Annotated in this window: 16 protein-coding genes; 8 read left to right on the top strand and 8 right to left on the bottom strand. The window is 41.5% G+C overall.

All coding sequences use genetic code 11. From position 1 onward, the window contains the following. Positions 1-12 precede the first annotated feature (12 nt). From ACY2LT_RS07860 to ACY2LT_RS07845, 4 genes are all read right to left on the bottom strand, one after another. A complete protein-coding gene (locus tag ACY2LT_RS07860) occupies positions 13-7308 on the bottom strand; it encodes a beta strand repeat-containing protein (RefSeq protein WP_491814980.1) in 7296 nt (2431 codons plus the stop codon). 524 nt (positions 7309-7832) lie between these two features. Then, positions 7833-8570: an MtnX-like HAD-IB family phosphatase gene (locus ACY2LT_RS07855; protein WP_491814979.1), complete on the bottom strand. Its 738-nt coding sequence runs from the start codon at positions 8568-8570 to the stop codon at positions 7833-7835. Beyond that, positions 8540-9097: a hypothetical protein gene (locus ACY2LT_RS07850; RefSeq protein ID WP_491814978.1), complete on the bottom strand. Its 558-nt coding sequence runs from the start codon at positions 9095-9097 to the stop codon at positions 8540-8542. Before ACY2LT_RS07850 ends, ACY2LT_RS07855 begins: the two co-directional genes overlap by 31 nt. Then, positions 9090-9686 (bottom strand): hypothetical protein, encoded by a 597-nt coding sequence (locus ACY2LT_RS07845; RefSeq protein WP_491814977.1) that lies wholly within the window; start codon positions 9684-9686, stop codon positions 9090-9092. Before ACY2LT_RS07845 ends, ACY2LT_RS07850 begins: the two co-directional genes overlap by 8 nt. Before the next feature lie 256 nt (positions 9687-9942). Here ACY2LT_RS07845 and ACY2LT_RS07840 point away from each other — a divergent pair, with 256 nt between their 5' ends. Continuing rightward, entirely contained in the window at positions 9943-10680 is a 738-nt protein-coding gene (locus ACY2LT_RS07840) for a response regulator transcription factor (protein WP_491814976.1), read from the top strand. After that, positions 10680-12410 carry a sensor histidine kinase gene (locus ACY2LT_RS07835; protein WP_491814975.1) on the top strand — a complete coding sequence of 577 codons (1731 nt, stop codon included), beginning with the start codon at positions 10680-10682 and terminating at the stop codon, positions 12408-12410. Before ACY2LT_RS07840 ends, ACY2LT_RS07835 begins: the two co-directional genes overlap by 1 nt. On the opposite strand, the gene ACY2LT_RS07830 is transcribed toward ACY2LT_RS07835, so the two are convergent. Next, a complete protein-coding gene (locus ACY2LT_RS07830; protein WP_491814973.1) occupies positions 12407-13294 on the bottom strand; it encodes an ATP-grasp domain-containing protein in 888 nt (295 codons plus the stop codon). The genes ACY2LT_RS07835 and ACY2LT_RS07830 overlap by 4 nt on opposite strands. 127 nt (positions 13295-13421) lie before the next feature. Here ACY2LT_RS07830 and ACY2LT_RS07825 point away from each other — a divergent pair, with 127 nt between their 5' ends. The 5 genes from ACY2LT_RS07825 (at position 13422) to ACY2LT_RS07805 (ending at position 18868) form a co-directional block, all read left to right on the top strand. Then, on the top strand, positions 13422-14312 hold the full coding sequence (locus ACY2LT_RS07825) for a metal ABC transporter substrate-binding protein (RefSeq protein ID WP_491814972.1): 891 nt from the start codon (positions 13422-13424) through the stop codon (positions 14310-14312). Positions 14313-14314: 2 nt separating this feature from the next. Beyond that, positions 14315-15070: a metal ABC transporter ATP-binding protein gene (locus tag ACY2LT_RS07820; RefSeq protein ID WP_491814971.1), complete on the top strand. Its 756-nt coding sequence runs from the start codon at positions 14315-14317 to the stop codon at positions 15068-15070. Further along, the gene (locus tag ACY2LT_RS07815) at positions 15063-15860 is read left to right on the top strand and encodes a metal ABC transporter permease (protein ID WP_491814970.1); all 798 of its coding nucleotides are present in this window, start codon (positions 15063-15065) and stop codon (positions 15858-15860) included. The genes ACY2LT_RS07820 and ACY2LT_RS07815 overlap by 8 nt, the downstream gene beginning before the upstream one ends. 165 nt (positions 15861-16025) lie before the next feature. Continuing rightward, a complete protein-coding gene (locus ACY2LT_RS07810) occupies positions 16026-17981 on the top strand; it encodes a hypothetical protein (RefSeq protein ID WP_491814969.1) in 1956 nt (651 codons plus the stop codon). Further along, positions 17981-18868 (top strand): YihY/virulence factor BrkB family protein, encoded by an 888-nt coding sequence (locus ACY2LT_RS07805; protein ID WP_491814968.1) that lies wholly within the window; start codon positions 17981-17983, stop codon positions 18866-18868. Before ACY2LT_RS07810 ends, ACY2LT_RS07805 begins: the two co-directional genes overlap by 1 nt. Positions 18869-18878: 10 nt before the next feature. On the opposite strand, the gene ACY2LT_RS07800 is transcribed toward ACY2LT_RS07805, so the two are convergent. From ACY2LT_RS07800 to ACY2LT_RS07790, 3 genes are all read right to left on the bottom strand, one after another. Continuing rightward, a complete protein-coding gene (locus tag ACY2LT_RS07800) occupies positions 18879-21542 on the bottom strand; it encodes a patatin-like phospholipase family protein (protein ID WP_491814967.1) in 2664 nt (887 codons plus the stop codon). Continuing rightward, complete coding sequence (locus ACY2LT_RS07795; RefSeq protein WP_491814966.1) at positions 21543-21818, bottom strand: acylphosphatase; 276 nt, start codon at positions 21816-21818, stop codon at positions 21543-21545. Positions 21819-21888: 70 nt separating this feature from the next. Continuing rightward, complete coding sequence (locus tag ACY2LT_RS07790; RefSeq protein ID WP_491814965.1) at positions 21889-22926, bottom strand: PSP1 domain-containing protein; 1038 nt, start codon at positions 22924-22926, stop codon at positions 21889-21891. A gap of 307 nt (positions 22927-23233) precedes the next feature. Here ACY2LT_RS07790 and ACY2LT_RS07785 point away from each other — a divergent pair, with 307 nt between their 5' ends. Further along, a complete protein-coding gene (locus tag ACY2LT_RS07785) occupies positions 23234-24178 on the top strand; it encodes a pyridoxal-phosphate dependent enzyme (protein WP_491814964.1) in 945 nt (314 codons plus the stop codon). Positions 24179-24181: the final 3 nt, after the last annotated feature.

Raw genomic sequence — 24181 nt, 5'->3', positions numbered from 1 at the left:
AACCCAATGCCCTTACGGTGTTACCGAATAGATTTCGCTACCATAAGTTGATACTTGCAGTATATATTCTTCGCCAGACTTAGTCCAATAAGTGCCATCGGTGCTGAATATACGAACTGTGTAAGTACCAGCTGGCAGACCGTTTATTACAGCCGCTTCACTTGATTTTCCGCTCAAAGTAGAACGTCTGATGCGGCGTCCGGTAGTATCGTAGAATTCTAATGTATAGTCGCCGGCGAGGTTAGTAAGTTTTACTCTTACATTCGGGGTTGTGCTGGCAACGTTGAAGTTGAACCAGTCTTCGTCGGTCGAGCTCTTGATAGTTCCACGGATTGGTGTGTTTGTGCCAATGCCTTTCGAGAGAGCTCTTGTGTTGTTTGTGCCGAATGTTACATCGTCGTCGTAGCTACCAGTTGTTTCGAATGATTTTGGATTGCCGGAAGCAGCTATTGTGCGATAATTTTCGTTGCCATCTGTGCCGTTGTATTCAAATACATAGACGTAATATTTAGTGTTTGGTGCAAGACCAACTATATTTATACTGTTAGATGTTCCATTGTATAGAACTGTTGCACCACCAATGCTCGAACCCAAGCCGACGATTGAATTTCCGTAGTATGTTTCGCCGTTTTGTGGATATTCAGTAAGTTTGAGCAATGTATCTGGCTTAATAAGAACAATTCGAGCTGTACCACCACCATTAGACCAGCTAATAGTAGCAGTTGTAGCAGTTATATTTGTAAATGTAAGAGCTGTTGCCTGCGAAGTTGGTAAAGTTGGAAGAACATCGAAGAGTTGGCTTACACCCGAAAGCACAGCACTTGCAGCAGCAGAGTCTACACGAAGCTGATAGTTGCCACCAGCAGTGGTTATCGAGAGACCGTTCAATGTTACGTATGATTGTCCAGCAGGGATAACACCAGATACAGTTGTGAAACCGCCAGTACCCATTTGTTCAGTGATTTCGAAACTAAACGGAGTAGAAACCGTTACTGCTTGTCCGTATTCGTTTTGCAATTGAACTGTTACGCTGAATGCCTGATTGACAATAATTGGTAGTGGCTCTATCTTAGTAATAACAAGCTTATTGCCAGTTACTTTTATAGCTGCATCTTTTGCTGCATCGGTGTTGGCAGTTGCAACAAATATAGCCCAATCACCTGTTAAAGCTGAGGAGCCTTTTACAGGGAAACTTGTCATAGTTAGTGATTGCGAGCTATAAGATGCATTGTTGCGGTAGTCTGACCAGGACGAGCCAAGCCACTTAGCAGCAAATGTTTGTCCATTTACAGGAGTCAAACCGTTATGTATTGTATTAGGCCATTCGAAGTTTACGCGGATACTATCATTTAGTGCAGTGCCTTCTGCTGTTATGTTCCACAATGCGAGCAATGCGCGAGTTGGGTCGCCACCCTTGCCTACTGTTGGATTCACATAGTTTGGTCTGACGACAACAGCTTGCTGGCTTAATGCTTTAGCAAATCTCATTACCACAGGAATATATATACCACCTATTCCGACATCGAATCTTGTGTTTGTGTTTGTTACATAGCGACGCATATTGCCAATTACATAAGCGCTTGATGAGAATGACGGCAATGTTGCATTTGGACCAAATGTCAATACATTGTCATTTGTAGTAATGCTGTAGGCACCAGATAATGTTCCATTTATACGCAAATCGCCTGCTAAGTTAATAGAGTTAACAATTGTTAAGTTGTCCACTTCATTATTGCGGAACATTGTAGCAGGAATTGTAAGGTTTGCAATACTTGGCAATACAACTGTGGAGCCAGTTCCTGCTTTTATTCCACCAGAGATCATTACAACATTAAATGTAGTATTAAATGTTAATGTATAAGTTCCAAGATCAAAATCATTAATACCAGTATTGATACGTAGATATGAAGTATTGGCAATATTCAAGTTGCCGCCGAGAGTTTCTTGGCGTGCTACTTCAAGTTGAGCTGTTGTTGCAGCAGTACCAACAAAGTATGAATTGCTCAAACCATTTGTAACTGTTCCAGAGCCTTGCAATACAAGACGGGAAAGAGTTAAACTACCGCCAAGCAAACCAGTTGTTCTTGTTAAATTGCCATTCAAAATGAGCTTCATTGGATTGACTGCACTTGCACCGGAACCTATTGTAAGGTTTGCTGTTGCAAGATCTAATGTTCCGTTTACTGTGAGGTCGTTTGCAGTGGAATGAGCAGCATTTATTGTTAAGTTGTAAAGTGTTGGCACACCGCTTACAGTGAAGTAAGTATCTTCGAGCAATGGAGATACGTGGTTAGTAGCAACAACATATGTTCCTGTTCCACCGTTGATAACGCCATTGAGGCGGCTAATTGCACCGGCGCCAACTGTAAATGTGCGGCTACCCAAGTTCAAGATACCGTTTGTAAGGACGAGCTCGTGGGCAGCATTTGAAGCTATTGTTGTATTTAATTCGAGCAGTAGCTCGGAGTTGCCAGATTTATTTAGTGTGAGATCTGCAAATTGAATTGGAGTAATAGCGGTTGTATTGCCTGTAATCTTTTGGAGAGTGCTTCCGTTGAAGATTATTCGGCTTGCAGTATTAGCTGTAAAGTCCATACTTGATGTTCCGTTGATAGAAAGATCGCCGGCTACATACAGTTCTTGTGCTTGGTTTGGCACAGTAAGAGCAGTTGCACCTTCTGTGCGGATGCTATAGAACTGAGTTGAGGCTGGTGAAATGCTGGAAATTTGTGGTGCAGCACCAGTGAATGTAATTGTGCCGGCAGTTGCAGTGAATTTACCACCTGCGCCCGAGTTCACAAATGTGCTTGCACCAGTTCCGGTAATTTTGAAGTCCGATGCAGTAGCGACTTCGTTGTTTGGATTTGCAGCGATTGTAATAGTGCCAAATTCCAGACGTCCTGCATCTGATTTAACTATAGTCTTTGGATTGCCAGCCGAAACGCCAGTTCCGACGTCGAATGTGATTACAGAAGCGGCTGAACCAACATAGAATTCACCATTTCCTTCAACTTCGATTCCAGCACCAAGCGGATTTGTTGCATTGTTGCGGATTGTGAAATTGTGGTTTGTTGCAGTTGTGAGCTTAGAGCCATTTGCAACTTTGAGTTTAAAGAAGCGGAGAGTACCAGATGCGTTGATTGATTTTTCCTGAATATTTTCGAATGTGATTGTTCCGCCGTCTGCAAGCAAGGATCCGGAAACAACTAAATCACCCTTTATCTTCCAGCTATCTGATGTATTAACCGAACCGATAATTGTCAAATCGTTGAATTCAAGAGTCTGGTTAGAAGCATTATATATATTTCCATTGCCAGTAAATGTGATTGTTCCGTTGTTTGCTTTCAAAGAGCCGTTGCCTACTACATTTATTTCATTTTGAACCTGGAAATTACTGCTTGTAACAACTTTAGATGAGTTTGCAACTTCGAGTGCGTAGAACACTAGATCGTTATCATTTTGAGTATTTACTATTTCACGCTGACCGAGGTTGCTGAATATCACGCGACCCTCGGTAGGTGCAAAGGCATCACTTCCATATTGATAGAAGTTACCTTGAATATAAGCAGTTCCTAATGGAACAAATGTTTGAGCACCGCCAGACGAATTCAACTCGACATTGAAGAGCTTCAAAGTGCCACCATCTTGAACTGACCATGGGTCGCCACTACCTGAAACAGGAGTAGTGAAATAAGTTGTTCCGCCAGTTGCATTGAATGTGGAACCACTGATGATTTCGAATTTATCTGTAACAGTAATGTTGCTTTGAGTAGAAACATTTGCACTGTTGTCTGTACGAATTGTAGAGAAGCTCAGGAATGCAGAAGCAGGAACGCTGATTGTTTGCAATGCGTCGTAGCCACCCCAGAATTCTGCATTTACACCGGACACTGCACTATTAGCAAGAAGAGCAACATCGCCGCTGACACGGATTCTATTTGCCGAGCCGGTAACATCTGCTGCATTAACAGTAAGGTTGTGCACCCAAAGACCGCTGCCAGTAGTATAGTCATTGTTTACCGAAATAGTTGAGCTTACGCCAGCGGTTGTGCCATCGCCAATGATTAAGTTCAAGCGACCTGTGCCATTTGCACCGAGAATTTCTGAACCTGCTGTAAGGGTAATATTGCCCATAACACGCAACGAAACAACGTCGCCGTTTACTGTATTGTTGGCTGGTTGAACTGTTGCATTTTGATGGTTCAGAACAAGAGTTTTACATTCATAAATAGCACCATTACCGTTCACAGTAACAGTTGCTGGACCGATTACTACTTGGTCGACTTTGCTTGGTACACCAGTCGGGCTCCAGCTATTTGGGTCGCCCCAGTTGCCACTTGTTCCAACAAATGTGCGTAGGACGCCACCCGCACCCGGTGCAGCAGCAAGTGCGTAATAGTTCGCAGTAGCGATACTTACACCTGTTACTGCTAATTGACCTACGCCAGTAACCGGAGTATTTTCAGTAACAGTTCCAGAAACTTCTGTCGGGCTGGTTACAAAGGTATAGTCAGTTGTATGATATAATTTCAAATCTGCAGCGTTGCTGTATAATTCAGTGTTGTCGAATGCAAGTGTAACGGCTGTAACGCTTCCGGTTCCTGTAATATAATAAATTCTATGAGTAGCAAGTCCTACTCCGGCAATAGGAACTGTTCTTGGGTAACGGCGAACGGTAATACCCGTTGGACCACTTATAGATGTAACGCCAATACCGCTAGAAGCAATTTCTGCAGCTGTGGATGAGGCTGTTGTTACATATCCAGTTCCGGAAGTGCTCAAACCAGTGTTAATAAAGGTGTTGCCTGCTGTTTCTGAAATTTGAGCATTAGCATTTGCAAGAGTAACATTGAAGCCATTGAGATCTAAATCGCCGAGAGTAATAGTTATGTCGTTGTTACCACCAGCTCCATCGCCAACAGTTAAACCAGCCATAATTTTCATACCGGCGGGACGATTTAGCGTTAATCTACCTAATGTTGTAATGCCAGCAGGCAAAATAAACTGAGAGGAAGTGCCTTGAATAGAGAGAACAGTTGATGTTCCGGTTGTATATGTTCCACTTCCTATCATTTGACCATATAGAGTAATTGTTCCACTGGCACCGCTTAATGTTAATGTTCCTAAGTTCGATACATCCCCATAAACGGTCAAATTAAATGTTGCTTTATTTAAGGTGGCACCACTTGCAACACTTAAATTGCCATAGAGAGTGAGGTCACCACCTAATGCAGTTGTTCCAGTTGTTATAGTGAGGTTATTCAGTGTTGTAATAGTTGAGTGTATTGTTGCTGCTGCACCCATTTGGAAGTTTGTTGTTTCGTCTGTTATAAGACCATTGGCAGCAAATGTAGGAGCGCCGTTAAATACTACAGTAGATCCCTCAGTTGCATCCATAATAAAGTTTGCAGACGTATTAGGAACGTAAGTACCTGAGAAGGTAATTGTTTTACCATTTAATTCAAATCTACCCGAAGCAAATACTAATGCTGAAATATTATCAGTAATTGTTAAGTTGCTATTTAAAATAACTTTGCGAGCAACATTGCCTCGGTTTATTATCAATGAACTTAGTTGTGTTATGCTTGAGGGAAGCTCTATATCTGATGTTTGAGTGGATGATATTCTTAGAATAGTATATTGATTTGTTAAAATATCGCCGGTAAATGTGTAATTACAACCAGCTGCAATAGTAATCACAGGCTCACCAGCACCATTGCCACCGTTTGCGATGATTTGACCACTGCCTGCTAAGCCAGTTGTAAAAGTGATACCATTGTTGGCAGTTGTAACTGCTGAAAGATCTAATACGCCATTAGCACCTATTGTTGTTGTAGTTGTAACTGAATGTGCTTCATCAGGCAATACAACTGTGCCAGATGTAATAGTTAAAGTGTTAAATCCAACAACATAATTACCTGATACAGTAAAAGTAGCACCGGGGCGGTTCAAAGTAAAATTACCGAAGTTATTATTTGCGGCAATAGTGAAGTTCGCAGGCAAACTTCCGCTGCCGAGAATTTCTAATGTTGTTGTATTATTGGTAATAAATTCTGTTTCGTCTGTACCCCAGCTTGTAACTGGACCATACAGTTTAACTGTGGAGCCAACAGCATCAAAAAAAGCTCCAGTAGGATTGTTGAATGTGCCGTAAACTGTGAATGTAAAAGCGTTTACATCTGTAGTGTATGTTGCAGTATTAGTGAAATTCCCATATACAGTAACGTTTCCTGCAAGAGCGGCGTCGTTGGCAAATGTTAGGTTGTGTACTGTGAGAGCGGGAATTTGATTGCCGGCAGTTTGTGCTGCATTAAATGTTAAATTTGTATTTGAGTTTGTGTTGAGCGTAAGGTTTGTGAATGTTACAGCACCTGTGAATGAAACTGTTGCGCCATACGCATTAATTGTTGCACCTGAGGCAACACCGGCTACTGTTCCACCAAAATCTGAAGTTGAGTTGTTTATTGTCAAAACACCAGTTGCGGGAATGCTAAGAGCGGACGTAAAGATATTTGTAACACTACCACCAGAAGAAATTAAAGTACCGTTGAGAGTGATTATACCAGAGAATGTGCGTGTATTTGTTGCAGTGGAGGCAGCGTTGAGAGTAGCGCCCAAAGCTATGGAAGTAGTAGTTGTAACAGTTAAGTTATTATTACCAACAATTAATGTACCTGCTGTAATACCTAATGTAGTAGTTGTAGTAAGATCATCTGATAAAGTGCAGGTTGAACCGGGTTTATTGACGGTTAATGAATTAAGAGTAGTCAAAGTAGAGGGCAAAGTAACAGCAGTTGTACCAACTAATGATAAATTTGCAGGAGTTGTATTTGTAATTGTAGCGGTGGATGATTTTGTCCAGGTACCGCTTAGTGCTACTGTTGCGGCAGCTGTGCTGAAAGTAACATTTGAGGTGTCGTTTTGGACAATATCGCCACGATAGGTTGCATTACCAATATTTACGGCAACTGCGGCATTGATAACAAGCGAAGAAGTGCCGTTTAGAGTAATGCCGCCTGTGCTTGCTGTTGCAATATCTGCATTTTGTGTAATTGTTAAAGTTGAGTTACCATAAATGCTTATAGTGCGGGCAGTAATTGCACTGCTTGTAGTAACTGTGAACCCGGTTGGGATAATTGCATCATCCGCACTTGTTGGGACTATTGCTGGAGACCAGTTGCTTGCTGTATTCCAGTCGTTAGTACCTCCAACAAATGTTATGGTAGCAGCGGGGAGCAGCCCCGTGCTTAAAAAAGCTAAGATAGCGACTATAAGACTTAATCTTAGCAATCGGTTTTTCTTTTTCATATTTTGACCTTTTATAAAGTTTATAAAACTAAGTTTGTTTAGAGTCGAATTTCCTGCATAGCAAAACGAATATCGGGCAAGCGGATGCTTGCATCTGACGATTTAAGAAGTGTCGGAGATATTAGAAATTCCTTTTCTCATAAGTTTCTCCATAAATTGTGTTACATAAGGCATAGATAAATCATAAAAATAATGTATATTAACTTGTTAATTAAATAGTTGTATATTTAGTTAGCAATTAGAAGCGTAATTTAGCCACACCATACACACCTTTTATTAATTTTGTATACTTACTCAGTTATCATTTTCGGCAGTTTTCTAATAAACTTTAGATTTAATTTTGTTATCAAACTACCAATCAAAAAATCTAAATTCCAGATATTCATTGCTCGACATAAATATTCAACAGACAAAATATTTACAAACATAATGCCAATGAAAATAAATTAATCATAAAGTAAGATTTCGGTTAATCAAATGACTAATATTAACCAAAGTTAAATTGTTTTGGGTAATAGGCAAACTTATTCACATTTGAAGGCATCCATACGCCGCAGGCGAGCCTGATGGCGAGGGCGAACGGTCTTTGAGTGAAGAATTTTTCGCAGAACAGCAAGCACATCAAAGAATGAACGCCAGTTGTGGTGTGGGATTTTCTGTTCGAAGCAGTATCGGGCAAGCGATTTTTTGGCAAACACTATATCGGCATACTGAGCAGCACAAAAATCCGAATATCCATCGCCAATGTAGATGATGAAAGAGTCTGCGGGCACATCTTTGAGCATTGCATTGCGTTTGCACGAGGCAACAAGGCAACTGCAACTTTCGGTTGCGAGCGGGTAGGTAAGCTGCCACCTGCCGTTGGTCTTTTTTGCTTTGTTGGAATAAACTTTGAGATGATTCTGGTTAATATTAGACAAAACTGTTTCAATATATAGGTCAAATCCATCGCTAACAACTGCAAGAGGCAGGCTGTTGCCTTTGCAAAATTCAGCAAATTCAGGGAAATAGGCATCCACCTGCTGAGCGGCAGTCCAGTTTCTGATAAATTGCTCGTCAATATAGTCCGGCAAGCTTTCGAAAAGAAGTTCCCAGTATTGGCGAATATTCAACTGGTGTGAAAGAAGCTGAGAATGGAATGGCTCGAACTGCCCGAAATCGACGAAAAGTTTGTCGCCGAGATCGTCGAGAGTGATTGTGCCGTCGAAATCTGTGAAAATATACACATCTTTCATCGGGAACGCACCGAAAAGAACAACCAAACAGTAGCAGCAAGAGTGGCAACAACAATTGCCGGACGGAGGAACTGCTCCCACGAGCTTTCTTTCGGGGCTGGCAGTTGCTTGCGCAGGAAGTCGGGCGACGAAGCATTTATCTGCTCGGCTTGTGCATAAGAAAGAGTATCGGAGGCGGAAAGCAAGAAAGTTTCCGGCGGCGAAAGCACCTGACTGGTAGATTTATGGAAGGTAAGCGAAACAGAAACGGTGCGTTTTATCTCATTTTTAGAAACTGGAGAATAATCAACAGTAAAGATTGCAGGTGAAAGATGTAAGTAATCGGAAGCATCGGCAGTCGGCGGAGTAATTTTTACCGGCAGTCGGCGGGCAATTGCCTGCAAAATAATCATCTGAGCATCGGTCGGACTTGTGCTTATGAGGGCTGTGTCGCTATGGAAAGTCATCCTAAGAGCAAGGCTATCGGCAAGCGATGAAGCGACTTGTAAGTTGTGCGGCTGAGCAAACACACTCATCGGAAGCAAAAGGAGCGACACAATCAGAAATTTATACATTAATGAACCTTGCTAAATGTTCTGCATCGGTGATATGGACGAGTGCGTGGTCGTCGACAAGCTGCGAGACGGCAGCTTTTGCCTGCCGCAGAGGAATAGAGTGCTTGTAGGCAAAGTGCCAGATGTCGATAGGCGAAGCAGAGATTTCGAGAGCAAGCAGTTGAGCCACAGTGAGAGGTTCATTGTTTTCGAAGCGATTGCGGGCAGATTCGACAAAGGCTTTGCCTTCTTCGTCCTGCATCTGGGCAGCAGTAAAGAAATAGTTGTCGTTATCGAGCAGGTCGCAAATCGGAAAGCCGCGACCGTCGCGTTCCACCAGTCGGGGCAGAAAATACATTCCGACAAGGTATGGATCGACAAGTTCGTCGTCCCAGAGGTCAAGCCAGATAGCTTCGTCTTCGGAGCGAAGCCATTCGAAGAAGTCTATTTCGTATTTCGGAAGCATCATCAGAGTGTCGCTCGAATAACGTTTAGCAAGCAATTGGGCTTGCTCGGCAGTAATTTCGGCAAACACCTGCTCTTCGAAAAGGATGTAGTTTCGCAGTTCTATGGAATTCTGACAATATGCAATTAATTCTTCGTTTGTCATAGTGTGTTTTTTCAATTATTTAATTACAAAAATACGAAATTGCAAACAAAAAATTGATTATTAAATCTATGGACGGGATAAGCGAAGTTGAAGCAATGGGTTAGAAAAACATTTAATTGTTTTGGTAAAGCAACGAACATTAATAGGAAATTAATAAAAATATTTCTATATTTAGCAATACCTTGCCAAAATTTAACATTTGCTTAACAAAAAATTTGTATTTTTATATTTTGTTTCAGTATAATGGCATAATAAAATGTCAGAAGAAAATCGCCAAATCAGCGAAAATTTGCCCCCTCTGCAAAGCAGCAACGCAAAAACAATAGTAGTGGTCGACGACGAAGCGGATATTTGCGAGCTTGTATCGCTTGCACTAACAAAAGCAGGCTACAAAGTAAAAACATTCGAGGATGGCGAAAGCCTGTTTAAGTATCTCAAAACTAACACACCGGAGCTTGTAATTTTAGATTTGATGCTACCGGATTCTGATGGTTTCGAAATTTGCAAGTATCTGAAAAAAGACGAGAAGTTTTCGCACATTCCGGTAATTATGTTAACAGCTCGCACAGAAGAAATGGATAAAGTGTTAGGGTTGGAGCTCGGGGCGGACGATTACGTTACCAAACCGTTTTCGACGCGTGAGTTGGTGGCGCGCGTCAAAGCTGTGCTTCGTCGGGACGAAAAGGTTGTGAAAACGCAGAAAACCCGCATTGGCGATATTCTGGAGATAGACCATCAGAAATACGAAGTAACAGTTAATGGAGAAAAAGTGGAACTTACTTCAACTGAGTTCCGTATATTGAAGTTGTTAAGCGACAGGCGTGGTTGGGTGTATTCCCGCGAGCAGATTCTTGATTATCTCGGGGCACAGGAAAAAGGCGTTCTCGATAGAACAGTAGATGTTCATATTAAAAATTTGCGTGAAAAATTAGGGATTGCCGGCAAATTTATTAAAAACATTCGCGGCGTTGGCTACAAAATAGAAGAACATTGATGAAACGCTTATCATCGAAAATTTTTGCGGGATATTTCCTTGTGATTTTTTTGCTTACGGGGCTAATTCTGTTTTTTACCTATCGAAATGTAAGCAACCAACACGTAATAACAATTACCGATAACCTCAATAAAATCAATACAATTCTCGAAGCTAAAATTATTCATTTTATAGAGAACGGACAAATTCCTGAATTAGACAATTACGTAAAAAAGACCGGGAAAGATATTCATATCAGGCTAACCATTGTAGATAGCACCGGGCGGGTGCTTGCCGATTCGGAAGGCGACCCGTCCAAAATGGAGAACCACAAGAGCCGTCCCGAGCTCGAGCCAATTTTCAAAGGGGAAAAAGTAGGGAAATCAGAACGTTTCAGCACAACAGTGCATAAAGAAATGCTCTATATTGCTCACGCACTTTTAGGTAGCAACGGGCAGTTTCTTGGTGCGATTAGGACAAGTATTTTCAGAAATCAGGCAAAGGAGCTTATAAATCAGCTAATTCTGCAGATACTGCAAATTGCTTCTATTGTTGTGTTGATTACTCTGATTGGGGCATTGATATTTGTGAGGTCGCTCACCAAGCCGATAAATCAAATTTCGGAGGCTTCGCGCAAAGTAGCTGCCGGCAATTTTGATATTAAAGTTAATATCGGCGGACGGGACGAAATCTACGAATTAGCAACAAATTTCAATAATATGACAGCCCAGATTAAAACGCTATTTGCCGAAGTTACCAAGCAGAAAGAAGAACTCAATACTATTATCAAAGCAATACAAGACGGGCTTGTTGCTCTCGATATAACAGGGAAAGTGCTGGTAGCAAATGCCGGATTTTGCAAAATCATTTCTAATACTGACATAATAGATAAGAATATTAATGAAATAACTCAAAATCAGGATATTTTAAATCTTTTCAATCAAACATTGAATGAAAAGAGCAGCACAATCAATGAAATATCTAACGAGAAGAAATTCTATCTTTGCAGTGCCAATTTTATCGAAGCAAAAAAGGAAGTAGTTCTGCTTTTCCACGATATAACAGAAATAAAAAAGCTGGAACAGTTGAAAAAAGACTTTGTTGCAAACGTCTCGCACGAACTCCGCACACCGCTTACTGCGATAAAAGGATTTATAGAAACACTCGAAGACGAAATCGATGCTCAATATCATCATTATATTGATATTATTAAGAGAAACACAAACAGATTGATTAGCATAGTGCAGGATTTGCTAATGCTATCCGAACTGGAAGCCCCAAACACAAAGCTTATCAAAAGCCAGCTCGACGGGCGGATTATCATCGACAACGTATTGAAAATATTCGAACCGAAGCTCAAAGACAAAGGACTGACAATCGAAGTGCAATATCAGGAGAATTTCCCCAAAATAAACGTTGATGTGTTCAGGATGGAACAAGTGTTTATAAATCTTATAGATAACGCAATAAAATACTCAGACGGCGGAACAATTCTTATCAGTTGTTCATACGACGAACGTTACGCCTACTTTGCAGTGAAAGACAACGGAATGGGCATATCCAAAGAAGACGCCGAACGTATTTTTGAGCGGTTCTATATTGCAGACAAATCACGTTCGAAAAAAAGCGGGGGCACAGGTCTCGGTCTATCCATTGTAAAGCACATAATTCTGCTTCACAACGGTGAAATTTCCGTTGAGAGCGAGAAAGGAACAGGCACAACCTTTAAATTCAAAATACCGCTAAGTTAGTTGCTTAATGCAAGCTCGATCAAGTAGTTGCCAATTTTTTCAACAAGCCAGTCGTAGAGCTCGTCGCCAAGGATAAACCGTTCAAGTTTTGAAATCGGACGGTTGAAATCCATACAGTATATTTCGCCATCTTTGATAGCAAATTCGACTGCATTGAAATGGTTTTCTATTTTGTTCAGCAGTTTCAGGCAGGCATCGTTGATTTTCTGCTCGGTTTTTTCGTCAATTCTCGGAGCGGTTCGTGAATATCGCAAATGCAGAGGATTGGTAGGATTGTATTTAACAATTTTCAGATATTTACCACCGACGACAAAGCAACGGACGTATTCATCATATTCGATGGCTTCCTGCAAAATCATCAGATTAGAGCCGGTGAGTTCGTAAGCAGAGAAGAACTCAGTTTTGTTATAAACTTTGAAATCATAACGTTTTTCATCGTAAGCATTGGATTTCAGCACAGCAGGAAACCCGACGTAGTCGAACATTTTGTCCCAGTCGAGAGGATACTCCAAGTTTCGCATAGCTTCGGGAGTAGTGTTTTTCGGTAGCCATTTAGTAGGAATTAAGCAGGATTTTGGCGTTTTAAGTCCCAAATTGTTAGCAACATGAGCCTGAAAGAAATAATCATCATAGCAGGCATTAAGGCAATTTGAAATAACTTTTTTCCCCTGCAAATTCAACGTTTTTAGAAAAGTTCGGTAAAATGGCACAAATTCGGAGATGCGGTCGAAAATCACATCGTACTGGTAGAAGTCGTTGTTTTTCAGAATGCCAATTTTAATTTCTTCGCAAACGTATTGACTACTTTGTTTTGAATTAATATAGTGCTGAACATCAAGTGGGAAATTAGTATCAATACCGAAAAGCAGACCGATTTTTTTCATAGTCCTACCCCAAGAATATATTTATATTTAAAACGAATTATTCTAAAAATTAGTTAATCAATTTTCCAAATAAATAGAGAAATAAATAGTCTATTATCAAAAAACCGAACAATCTTTCGAAATTAATATGAAAAAGTTATTATTATTTTTTTCGGTAATATTTGCGATAGCAAGCTGCGGGTCGCAGAACACTAAAACAATCATCGTTACAACAAGCAATCCAATATACGCAATAATCAAAGAAATTGCCGGTCCAAGAGTAGATGTAAGGTATATTATACCACCGGGCGCATCACCACATACATATCAGCCGAAGCCTTCGGATGTATATAAATCGCAGGCGGCAAATGTGCTAATATATGCAGCCGACAACAACGATGGCTGGGCGGCAAAGCTTCCCGGCAGCAGAAGTTTGTTGCAGTTAGTGGAATTGATCCCCAGAGAATATTGGATAAACTATCGTGGTGAAAGAGTTTCGGCAAGCGACACAACGATTACAACGAAGAATATCGACACTCATTTCTGGATGGACCCACTGACAGTTAAGGCAATGCTACCGGCGATTGCAGACACACTTGCGAAGCTCGACCCGCAAAATGCGGCAACATACCGCACAAACGCCGAACTTTTCTCGAACAGACTGGATTTGTTGCACCGTCAGGTGGACAATCTCCTTCACAATGTGAAAGGAAAAACAGTTTTTCTGCATCATCCTTCTATTATGTATATGTTGCAACGATACGGGTTGCTTTACGGAGGTTCTATTGAAGAAGCTCCGGGCAAAGAGCCAAGCCCGAAATATATTGCTTCGCTTATTCAGAAAATAAAAGAAAGCGGAGCAAAAGCCATTTTCAACGAACCGCAACTTTCGGATAAAGCCGTAAAAAGCATTGCAGACGAAGCAAAAGTGAGCGTTTACCTGCTCGACCCGGTGGGGGGCACAAGCGGAAGAGAAAACTATCAGGATTTAATTCTATTCAATGCACGAACTCTTGCGAAAGCACTTGCAGGAGATTAACGATGCCCGATTATGCGATTAAAACAAGCGGTCTGACAGTAGAGTTTGGCAATAATATAATTCTGGATAATATCGATGTTGAAATAGAAAATGGCGATTTTGTCGCAATAGTTGGTCCGAACGGTTCCGGCAAAACGACATTCCTGAAAGCATTATTAAGTATTGTAAAGCCTACATCAGGCGAAATAAAGATTTTCGGCAAGGAATTAGATAAAATCAAGCCCGGCGAGATTGGATATGTCCCGCAAATTAAAACAATAGACCGTTCGTTTCCGGCAAATTCTATTGAGCTGGTGCTGAGCGGTGTGAGAAATCGTTGGTTGGGAGTAAAAAGCAGAGAAGATAAGAAATTGGCTCTTCAGGCACTTGAACTTGTCGGAGCGGCAGATTACGCAAAAAAGCAAATTTCGGAGCTATCGGGCGGACAACTTCAGCGAGTGTATTTAGCAAGATGTTTTGCATCAAACCCGAAACTACTTCTTTTAGACGAGCCCGCAACGGGCGTAGATCTTGTTTGCGAAGCTACAATTAATGAACTGATAGAAGAATTCAACAAGAAGCGGGGCGTTACTGTGCTTATGGTAACGCACGACTGGACAGCCGCCTATCACCACACAAATAAAGTTATGCTCCTGAACAAGCAATTAATATATTATGGCAATAAAAACGAAGCATTTACAGAACTCAATTTAATGAAAACGTTCTCGCATCTTGGACACAAACATAAAGTTACTTTTGGATTGAAAAGCTATGAGTGAGATATTCAGCCTTGCATTTATGCAGCGGGCAATGATTGCAGGGATTTTGCTCGGTGCAGTGAGTGGTTTCCTTGGGGTGTTTGTAGTTCAGCGAAAGATAAGTTTTTTGGGAAGCGGATTGTCGCACGCGGCATTTGGCGGAATTGCGATGGGTATATTTTTAGGTGTCGAGCCAATGTTTTTGGCAATTCCGTTCACATTGCTTATAGCAGTTTTGATGGTATTTCTGAAAAAGAAAGCCGATATTTCCGCAGACACATCAATTGGGATACTTTTTTCGGTAGCAATGGCAATTGGAATAATATTTTTAGCACTGAACGAAAATTATTCGGCAGATGCATATTCTTATCTGTTCGGTTCAATATTGAATGTATCGGCAATTGATCTGGCGGTAGTTGCCGCTCTTTCGTTGATTATTGCAGTGATTGGCAAAATATATTGGGGACGCTGGGCATATTCAACTTTCGATACGGAGCTTGCCCGCACAAGCAAATTACCTGTGGAAACAGATGAATACATACTGACTTTGCTGATTTCGTTGCTGATTGTCGTTTCGATAAAAGTTGTCGGAATGCTGTTGCTTGGGGCATATTTAGTAATTCCGGCAGCAACTGCACGAATAGTTTCGCGAACGTTTTTTCAGATGAGTATGTTATCAATTATATTCGGTGTGATAAGCAGCATAGGAGGGCTAATATTATCATATTTCGTGGATTTGCCGAGCGGAGCTGTAATAATATTGCTGCAAGCAATATTGCTAATCGTGTTGCTTATTGCCAAAAGAATTTAATTGCAACAATACAGAAATTCCCGCATACCATACCCGCACAGTATTAACTTGTTCAGATTTTGCAAGTTGTAAGCATATCATTTTTATATTACAATCGTTTATATTATTTCATTTATATTGTAAATTTTATTAATATTGTTAATGCTTGTAAATGTAAATGAGAAAATGAAAAAGTTACTTATAATAATCAGCGTTTTGCTGCTTGGGTCGTGTGCTTCGGAAAACGAATATCTTGTTAATCCACCGCCGCGATACGAAACAGTAAATGTGCGACTGCTAAATCTTGCGGGGGACGGTCAAAGCCGTACGATAGTGCTAAATGGAGAAACTGAAATCGAAAATGTGCCATATGGAATGGTGTCGGCGTTTGTGCGTCCACCAGCAGATTCCGTATTTTTAGAAGTCCGGCGGCAAGGCACAAGCGAACTTAAACCGAGCAACAAAGTGCGCTTCGGACGGAATATGAATTATACTTTTGTTGTATTGCCATCGGCTGACGGAGCGGCACATTATCGCGATGTTGATACAATCATCACTTTTTCGACTTCGATGGTAGTTGCGCAAAGCCAGAAAGAAGCATATCTGAAGCTTTTTAACGGCTATCCTGATTCAACTGTAAGCTACTCGATGATGCTGGGTTGCCCAAGCGGTCAGGCAATTGCAAGCCACATTCAATACCGGCGGGCAACATCCCATTCGGTTGTGCGTTCGGGCGAACTTGCAGTTTCTATAGTTCGGCATAAGCATTCCGGAGACGAGCTTATCGGGCTTTTTGATTTAACGTTGGAAAATTTCGGACAATATGCAATTGTAATAATTCGCGAAGGAAATGCCGAAAAAGTATTGCTATTGGACGAAAAGCAATCGACAGTGCAGGCACTTAGAGAACCCGCGACTATCAATAATCGCGAGGCATATTTGAAAACAGCGAATTTTTCAAGCGAAACGGTAAGCCTTCACTTGCAAGGTTCGGGCGATGTGGCAACAGTTTTTCCAATGTTTGCCGATGGAGCAAAGACAATAGAAGCCTGCGGCACAACCACGAAGGACACTTTGAGCGTCAAGCTGAATGGCTCGGCAACGGCAAAACTTGTTGTTGGAATTGATGTTCTGCAAAAATATACGGCATTTGTTTTCGATAGCTCGCAATCGAAAGCAAAAAAATTAGTGTTTGCCGAACCAGCCTATTTCACAGAAGAACTGAAAAACAGGGCAGTTGTGCGTGTGGTAAATGGCAATTATCTGCAAAGCGGTATTTCTGTTTCGGCAGGGGCTCGGGAAATCGCAAACGCAACCGGCGAAGACAAATCCCGCGGCTTCCGTTCGGGCGACAATCTGGCAAGCGGCTTGAAGTTTGGAGAAATATCGCAACCGAAGTTACTGGAAGCGGGGACACTGCCAATAGCTGTGTTTACAGCAACAGAGCCAGCACGTCTGATAACAACAACCCGATTATGGCTCGAAGCAAATAAATCTTATTTTATTGTTGTCTATTCAACGCAATCGGGTGAGCAAAAAATTTCGCTTGTGGAAGAAAGTGCGTCAGCCAATCCAATAGTTTCGGAAAGCGAAGGAGTGTTTGCACAGCTTGTAAATACAATTGCGGATGCAGATTTTGTAAGCTTCGCACTGCCGGGAGTATTTTCTGATGCACGGCTAAATTATAGCGGAGCACTCGCAACTATTCTGCCGAACGGGCAGGACAATCTGAGTATATCCGGCAAGCAGTTTTCGTTTTCGGCAAGCCCGGAGCTACGGGCATTGCTAATTGCTTGCGGTGCGAAGGAATCACCACAGTTAGTATCATTTATCGAACAGCCCGTTCTTGCTGCGGCAGACCATTATGTGAGGCGATTTGTGAATGTATCGGACGTACCAAAAGTTGATATAAAAATAGGCGATGATGTGCTTATCTATCCCGGGCTTGGTTTTGGCGAACGCACACCAATCGAACGAATATACAAAGAACGAAAATTCAGCTTAACTTTTGTGAATTCCGAAACAGGGAAGCAAATAGCGCGAATTGATGATTTATTCTTAACATACAACAAAACATATACAATAATTTTCGCCGGCAGTTCGAAAAAAGGTTATTCAGCAATTATCCAGCAAGAATATTGATGAGCAAAGGCAAATCAAATATAATAAAAACTGTTTACACAGAGGTTATGGATTTTTCCGACCAGTTGGACGACAATCATACTTTTATGCTTGCCGCCGGGATTGCCTTCAATATTGCCTTATATGTAATTCCGCTATTTTTGCTCTCGATTTATCTTGTAAATGCCTTTGTAGATATTAATCAGCTCTCGGAAGTAATAGAAAAAATGCTTTCGGATTTTCTGCCACCGACAAAATCATCAAAAGAAATTATCCACACAGTTCTGGAAGAAGTAAAGAAGATAAACCTGCACAGCAACGCAGCCGGGATTATCGGGCTTGTTTCGCTATTGTGGATATCGTCGATACTTGTGTCGTCCTTGCGGTCGGGGCTGAATGCAATATTTCACATACCAGCGAAGAAAATTTTCATAATTTACCGCTTGTATGATATTTTGCTTACTATAATCATTACAATATTAATTCTGATTTATTCTTATCTGGTGCCGATTGGCAATTTTGTTATTTCGTTTTTGGAAAGTTTTTTCCCGGATTTTATTCATAAAATCATTAGCGGGGCGCTTGTAACGCTTATCTCGCTTGTATCTTCGTTTGTGATTTTTTTCTTTATCTATACATTTATACCGACTAAGAGGATGCCATTTTTCGTGATATTCTGGAGCACTGTTGGATGTGTTGTATTAATTGAAATTGCGCGACATATTTTCGGTTGGTATATCAGCGGAATTAGCAATTATGGCAAGTTCTACGGAACATTTGCAGTTGTAATTTCGATGGCTATCTGGATTTATTATTCCTCGTTTATATTGTTGTTTTCGGGCGAGCTTGTCAATTATATCTACAAGAAAAGGCAATTGAAGAAAGCAGAAATTGCCGGCGAAGCATAGGGTAAGCGAATTACAGTTTCATTCCGATGCTAAAATACAAGGCAGGTTGCCCAAATACAATTTCCCCGTTTTCTCTGAAATAAAAGCTTCTGCCTACGGCAAACCGACCTGGACCGAGAGGTGTGTCGAGTTCGAAGGCAATACCGCCGCCGTGCAGAAAATCTTTGAAAGTAATTTCGTCTGGCTGCAGCCAAACATTTCCCAAATCGTATCTTGCAGATAAATAAGTATCGAAATATATTTGAAAAGGAAGTTTATAGCGGGCTTCGAGCGATGTGAGCAAAATTTGTCGTCCGCGTTCGGCATCTTCACGCAAACCGTAGAAGCTTGCCTGACCGCCGAGCGAGAAAAATTCAGATGCCGGGAGCGATTTATCTGCGGCACCGAAAGAAACTGCCGGGCGAAAAGTAACATTCTCGATAGTAAAATTATGGTGATAATAAAAATATGCTTTTGAGAAACTTACTGATGGTTCAATTGCCACGGCACCTGTTTCGAGGTAAAGTTCAATTCGCTGCCCGCTTCGGGCAAGAAATGAACGGTCTTCACTATCGAAGATAGCAGCCACTTTGACTGTAGAAATGTTGGAAAAGCTTGGTTTGCTTATGTTCTTAGCAAAATAGCGTTGTTTTTCTAAGCGGTAAGCAAATGAAATCGTGCCGTTTTTGTCTAACTGGCGACCGAAATTAGCAATTCCACCGAAGCGTTCGATAGTGCTTTCGCCAATTTTGCGATAATCGAAGTGGTAGAGCGATTTTTTCTGAAACAGATAATTATTTATATCGCGGTTAGAATAATACATTGAAGCCGACAGCGAAAAGTCTGTTTTGAAAATGCGAGGATTTTCGAGCAGTAAAGTGTAATCCTGGTTGCGGGAACCGATAGTGGAACGTACAGAAAGGCGAATTCCGGCATTGAACAGGTTTTCTTGGATTGCGTCGATTGCAGCCTGTCCGTAGCGTTCGCTATCGACTTTCCCGCCAATGCGAAGGGTTTGAGTGCCACCCTCAGTAACTTTTACAACGACAACTTTTTTTGCATTTTCAATATTTTCTTCTACATCAATTTCAACATTGGAGAAAAGCCCGGTTTTAACTAAATTATTCCATCCGCGAACTAATTTTTCGGCATTAAGCACTTGCCCGACTTTGAATTTAAGTTCGCGCTGGATAAGGAAATCGCTTGTTTCCTCGTTTCCGATAATAACGATTTCGCCGATAGTGCCTTCGTCTATGGTGAGGAACAAATTGCCGAAATTATCCACTCTTTCGTTTGTAATAATTGCATACGAATATCCTTCGGAACGGTATTTTCGGAGCAAATCTTCTTTGATGCGGGTTATACCATGTGGTGATAATGGGACTGACGGATTATTTTGCACATACTCCTGAGCAAACTCTGCCACAGCCGGATTTGAAACTCCGGTTAAATTTATCGATGAAAGAAGCGGAAACTTTGTTGCGGAAAACACAACAGAGTCGGACGATATGCTAAGCGAGATCTGCTTGTATTTATTTGTTTCGAGCAGTTTAATAATCAAGTCGTTGTATTGGTCTATGCTGTTAATTGAAGGCAAGGTTTGCCGGACAAAAGCAAGCTCGTCGCTATCGAAGCCATCGGCGATGATTGCTTTGCCCTTTAGCATTTCAATTGAGAGATTTTTGTGATACTCGTTGATTTTAGAATAGAATTTGGAACGATATTTTTGCTGAATTTGAGGCACTAATTGTTTAGTGGCAAAGCGTCCGGCACGGATAAGCGTATCTAAATTAGAAAAGTCGGTGTTTTTGTGGCGTCCGATATTTGGGGTGATGATAAAATCGGCGAATTCTTTTTGCTTTCGGGTAAATTTATCCATTGAAATAGTAATCACCTGGTCGGCTATATTCCAGGGTGTGTTCAAATCTTCCGAATTGAGTTTTGGAGAAACAGTATTGATAGCAATAATCAAATCGGGAGAAAATTCAAGCGCCTGCTCGGCAGGAATGTTTGCAAAGATGCCGCCATCGACAAGTATAAGTCCATTGGAACGGATTGGAGTATATCGCAGAGGAACAGTTGCACTTGCGCGTATAGCAGTAATAATATTCCCGGATTTTTGCGAAATGGATTCGCCGGAAATAATATCGGTTGCAACTGCACGAAAAGGAAGTTTCAGATTGTCGAAGCTGCCGTGAGGCTTATATAAGCTATTCCAGAACACTCTTTGGAGCGTAATATTAAATTGGTCGCCGGCGGAAATTGCCTCAGGAACTATGAATTTAAAATTTTTGAAGCGAAAAGTAATCAGCGAACGGTCTTCAATTATTTTTTGGTCTAAGAAGAGGTCTGTGCGGCTACTTTGCTCTTTGAGAGAAAAAATATCGTTCCAATTGATTGAGTTGATTAAGGAATCGAGTTCGGACGGAGAATAGCCCGAAGCAAGCAACCCACCAATGATTGAGCCAATACTTGTTCCGACAATACAATGATAAGGAATACGATGCTCATCGAGCACTTCGAGCGAACCCACCTGCGACACACCGCGGGCTCCGCCGCCGCTAAGCACCAAAGCAACGCGCGGGCTGATTTCATTCAGGGATGGATATGTTATTCTGGTAATTTCTGCGAAAGCACCTGATTGAGCAATCAGAAAGATAATAAACGCCGTGAATATTTTTTTAATGTTGTTCACTTAGTGAATTTCGAATGTTACAAAATTGTCCTCACCAGAAAAGTCTTCGAAGATAACTTTTTCAACTTTGCTGCGCGACGGTCCGGCTTGCAGCAGAGATTTCAGTTTATCTATACTTGCGGGATTGCCAATGGCAACACCCGAGACAGTTCCATCGTATTCATTGCGAACATAACCACGCAACCCCATCGAGATTGCGTTCCGAGCCACAAAATAGCGAAACCCGACGCCTTGCACCAATCCGAACACAGTAAATTTAATTTGAGACGACACCATAATAATTCCCGATGTTTCTACAAATAATCACAAAGAGAAAACTCAAAGAATCCGAAATGCCCGATGAGCATTATTCTACAATATACTCTTCGCCGTGAATGTCGCGACGCACCTGAATATTGCCATCGCCAAGAGCGTTGCGTAAATCTTCTTCTGCTGGTGGTAGCACTTTATTGCTACTCATATAATTTTTCAGTTCATCGTAAGTGATTTGCTTGTATTTGCCGGCATCCGGTAAATATAATGTAGAAATCTGCTTGAAAATATCCACTTTAATAAGTTTTGCAAGACCTTCTTCGGTTTCGATTCGTGATTGAAGTTGTGGATAGTGCTTAAATGCTTCGCTGTAAGTATCAATTTCGTAAACGAGACAGCACTTTAATCTGCCGCAATAGCCGCTAAGCTTCGCAACATTGTTGGAAAGCTGCTGCAAACGGGCGTGTTCGAGCGTAACGTGATTGAAATCTGCTAAGAAAGAAGTGCAACAAAGGTTCAGCCCACAGGGACCGAAGCCCGAACCCATTCGTTTAGTTTCTTCGCGAGTGGAAATCTGTCGCAGTTCAATTCGGGTTTTGAAGACACGGGCAAGTTCCTTGACAAGCTCGCGAAAATCTATGCGTTGCGGTGCAGTGAAATAAATAGTTAAGCGTTGGCGGTCGAGTTGCCATTCGGCTTCGGTAACCTTCATATCAAGTTTGAACTGCTCGACAAGTTCGCGGGTTTTTTTCACGACGGAAGGTTCTTCGGCAGTATTGATAAAGTAGCGTTCGAGGTCTTCGTCGTCTGCTTCGCGAACCACTTTATGCTTTATGGAGCGGGCTTTGTGGCAGCATCTAACGCGTGCTTTAGCCGAAGCTCCAATATAAGTAACAATGCCTAAATCAACACCATTTTCGGCTTCCACGACCACTTTGTCGTCGGGCTGAATAGTATCGAAGTTAGTCGAAATATAAAAACCACGCCTGTTGCCTTTGAAGAGAACTTCTACAATGTCCTCATTTGCAAGAATTTCTTGAATATGCTGAACATGTTCGATGATTTTATTGTCGCCATTTGTTCCGTTATTTGCGTGGTTTTTTCCATTTTGATTTATCTCATTTAATTCCATTAACTCTCCAAATAAAAATCTATATCTATATTAAATAAAATAATTGAATAATTATTGAAAAAAATTAACTTTTAATATACAATTAAGTTTGCAAAAATGCAAATTTACAAAAAATGAGAGAATATGGAGACAGGTTTTGTTGCTTCTTACGAAACAGAAAGAAATTTGCAGATGAAAGCCCATACCAAGAAATCACACTTTCGGTTGATTATTTTGAAATTATCATTAATAGCAAAATAGTATGATAATAAATATTAATCTGAACACTTTAATTTTCTTAAATTTGTAGAAAATACAAAGGTGAAAAATGGAAATTCCTCAAATAAATCACATCAGAGAGGCACACGAAAGGATAAAGCCGTTTGTGCACCGCACGCCGGTACTAACTTCAAGCTATTTGAACACGCTGCTTGGTTGCGAAATATTCTTTAAGTGCGAGAATTTTCAAAAGGTTGGAGCCTTTAAATTCCGAGGGGCGACCAATGCCTTGCTTTCGGCTACGGCAGAGGAACTCCGAAACGGCGTTGCTACTCATTCGTCCGGCAATCACGCTCAGGCTCTGGCTCTGGCTGCTAAGATGCTCGGCACAAAAGCGACGATTATTATGCCGAACAATTCCCCAAGCGTAAAGAAAAATGCTGTAGCGGGCTACGGTGCTGACATTATTTTGTGTGAACCCACACTCGAAAGCCGGGAGAGCACCTTGCGGGAGTTTGTAAACCAAAGCGGGGCACTTTTTGTGCATCCATACGATAATTTCAACATTATTTGCGGGCAAGGCACTGCGGCACTTGAGCTTATCGACGAAGTCGGGACACTCGATGCCGTTATTGCCCCGGTTGGAGGTGGCGGACTGCTATCGGGCACTTCTATTGCTGTGAAATCTCTGATGCCAAAGGCAAAGGTTTATGGTGCAGAGCCTTCGGGAGCCGACGACGCGGCTCGCTCGATGCGCGAAGGCGCGCGAGTTACGCAAATTGTTCCAAACACTGTTGCGGACGGACTTCGCACAACGCTTTCCGAACTTACGTTTTCGATTATCAGGCAAAACGTGGAGGATATTATTACTATAGACGATGATAAAATTATTTCTTCGATGAGATTAATCTGGGAAAGGATGAAAATCATTGTCGAACCATCATCGGCTACTGCTCTTGCGGCGGTAATAGCAGAAAAAGACCCCTTCGCCGGCTCTCGGATTGGGATTATTCTCTCTGGCGGAAATGTTGATTTGGACAATCTTCCGTGGTAGCCA

Source organism: Eximiradius proteiniborus (assembly GCF_058546985.1).
Note: the sequence above shows the minus strand (reverse complement) of the source record. Positions and strands in the feature narration are given on the sequence as shown.

Excerpts from the sequence above, each read along its gene's own strand:
- ACY2LT_RS07795 (WP_491814966.1), bottom strand. The coding sequence starts at position 21,818 with ATGGTGTCGTCTCAAATTAAATTTACTGTGTTCGGATTGGTGCAAGGC.
- ACY2LT_RS07830 (WP_491814973.1), bottom strand. The coding sequence starts at position 13,294 with ATGAAAAAAATCGGTCTGCTTTTCGGTATTGATACTAATTTCCCACTT.
- ACY2LT_RS07835 (WP_491814975.1), top strand. The coding sequence starts at position 10,680 with ATGAAACGCTTATCATCGAAAATTTTTGCGGGATATTTCCTTGTGATT.
- ACY2LT_RS07860 (WP_491814980.1), bottom strand. The coding sequence starts at position 7,308 with ATGAAAAAGAAAAACCGATTGCTAAGATTAAGTCTTATAGTCGCTATC.
- ACY2LT_RS07850 (WP_491814978.1), bottom strand. The coding sequence starts at position 9,097 with ATGTATAAATTTCTGATTGTGTCGCTCCTTTTGCTTCCGATGAGTGTG.
- ACY2LT_RS07815 (WP_491814970.1), top strand. The coding sequence starts at position 15,063 with ATGAGTGAGATATTCAGCCTTGCATTTATGCAGCGGGCAATGATTGCA.
- ACY2LT_RS07820 (WP_491814971.1), top strand. The coding sequence starts at position 14,315 with ATGCCCGATTATGCGATTAAAACAAGCGGTCTGACAGTAGAGTTTGGC.
- ACY2LT_RS07785 (WP_491814964.1), top strand. The coding sequence starts at position 23,234 with ATGGAAATTCCTCAAATAAATCACATCAGAGAGGCACACGAAAGGATA.
- ACY2LT_RS07790 (WP_491814965.1), bottom strand. The coding sequence starts at position 22,926 with ATGGAATTAAATGAGATAAATCAAAATGGAAAAAACCACGCAAATAAC.
- ACY2LT_RS07805 (WP_491814968.1), top strand. The coding sequence starts at position 17,981 with ATGAGCAAAGGCAAATCAAATATAATAAAAACTGTTTACACAGAGGTT.
- ACY2LT_RS07825 (WP_491814972.1), top strand. The coding sequence starts at position 13,422 with ATGAAAAAGTTATTATTATTTTTTTCGGTAATATTTGCGATAGCAAGC.
- ACY2LT_RS07810 (WP_491814969.1), top strand. The coding sequence starts at position 16,026 with ATGAAAAAGTTACTTATAATAATCAGCGTTTTGCTGCTTGGGTCGTGT.
- ACY2LT_RS07845 (WP_491814977.1), bottom strand. The coding sequence starts at position 9,686 with ATGACAAACGAAGAATTAATTGCATATTGTCAGAATTCCATAGAACTG.
- ACY2LT_RS07840 (WP_491814976.1), top strand. The coding sequence starts at position 9,943 with ATGTCAGAAGAAAATCGCCAAATCAGCGAAAATTTGCCCCCTCTGCAA.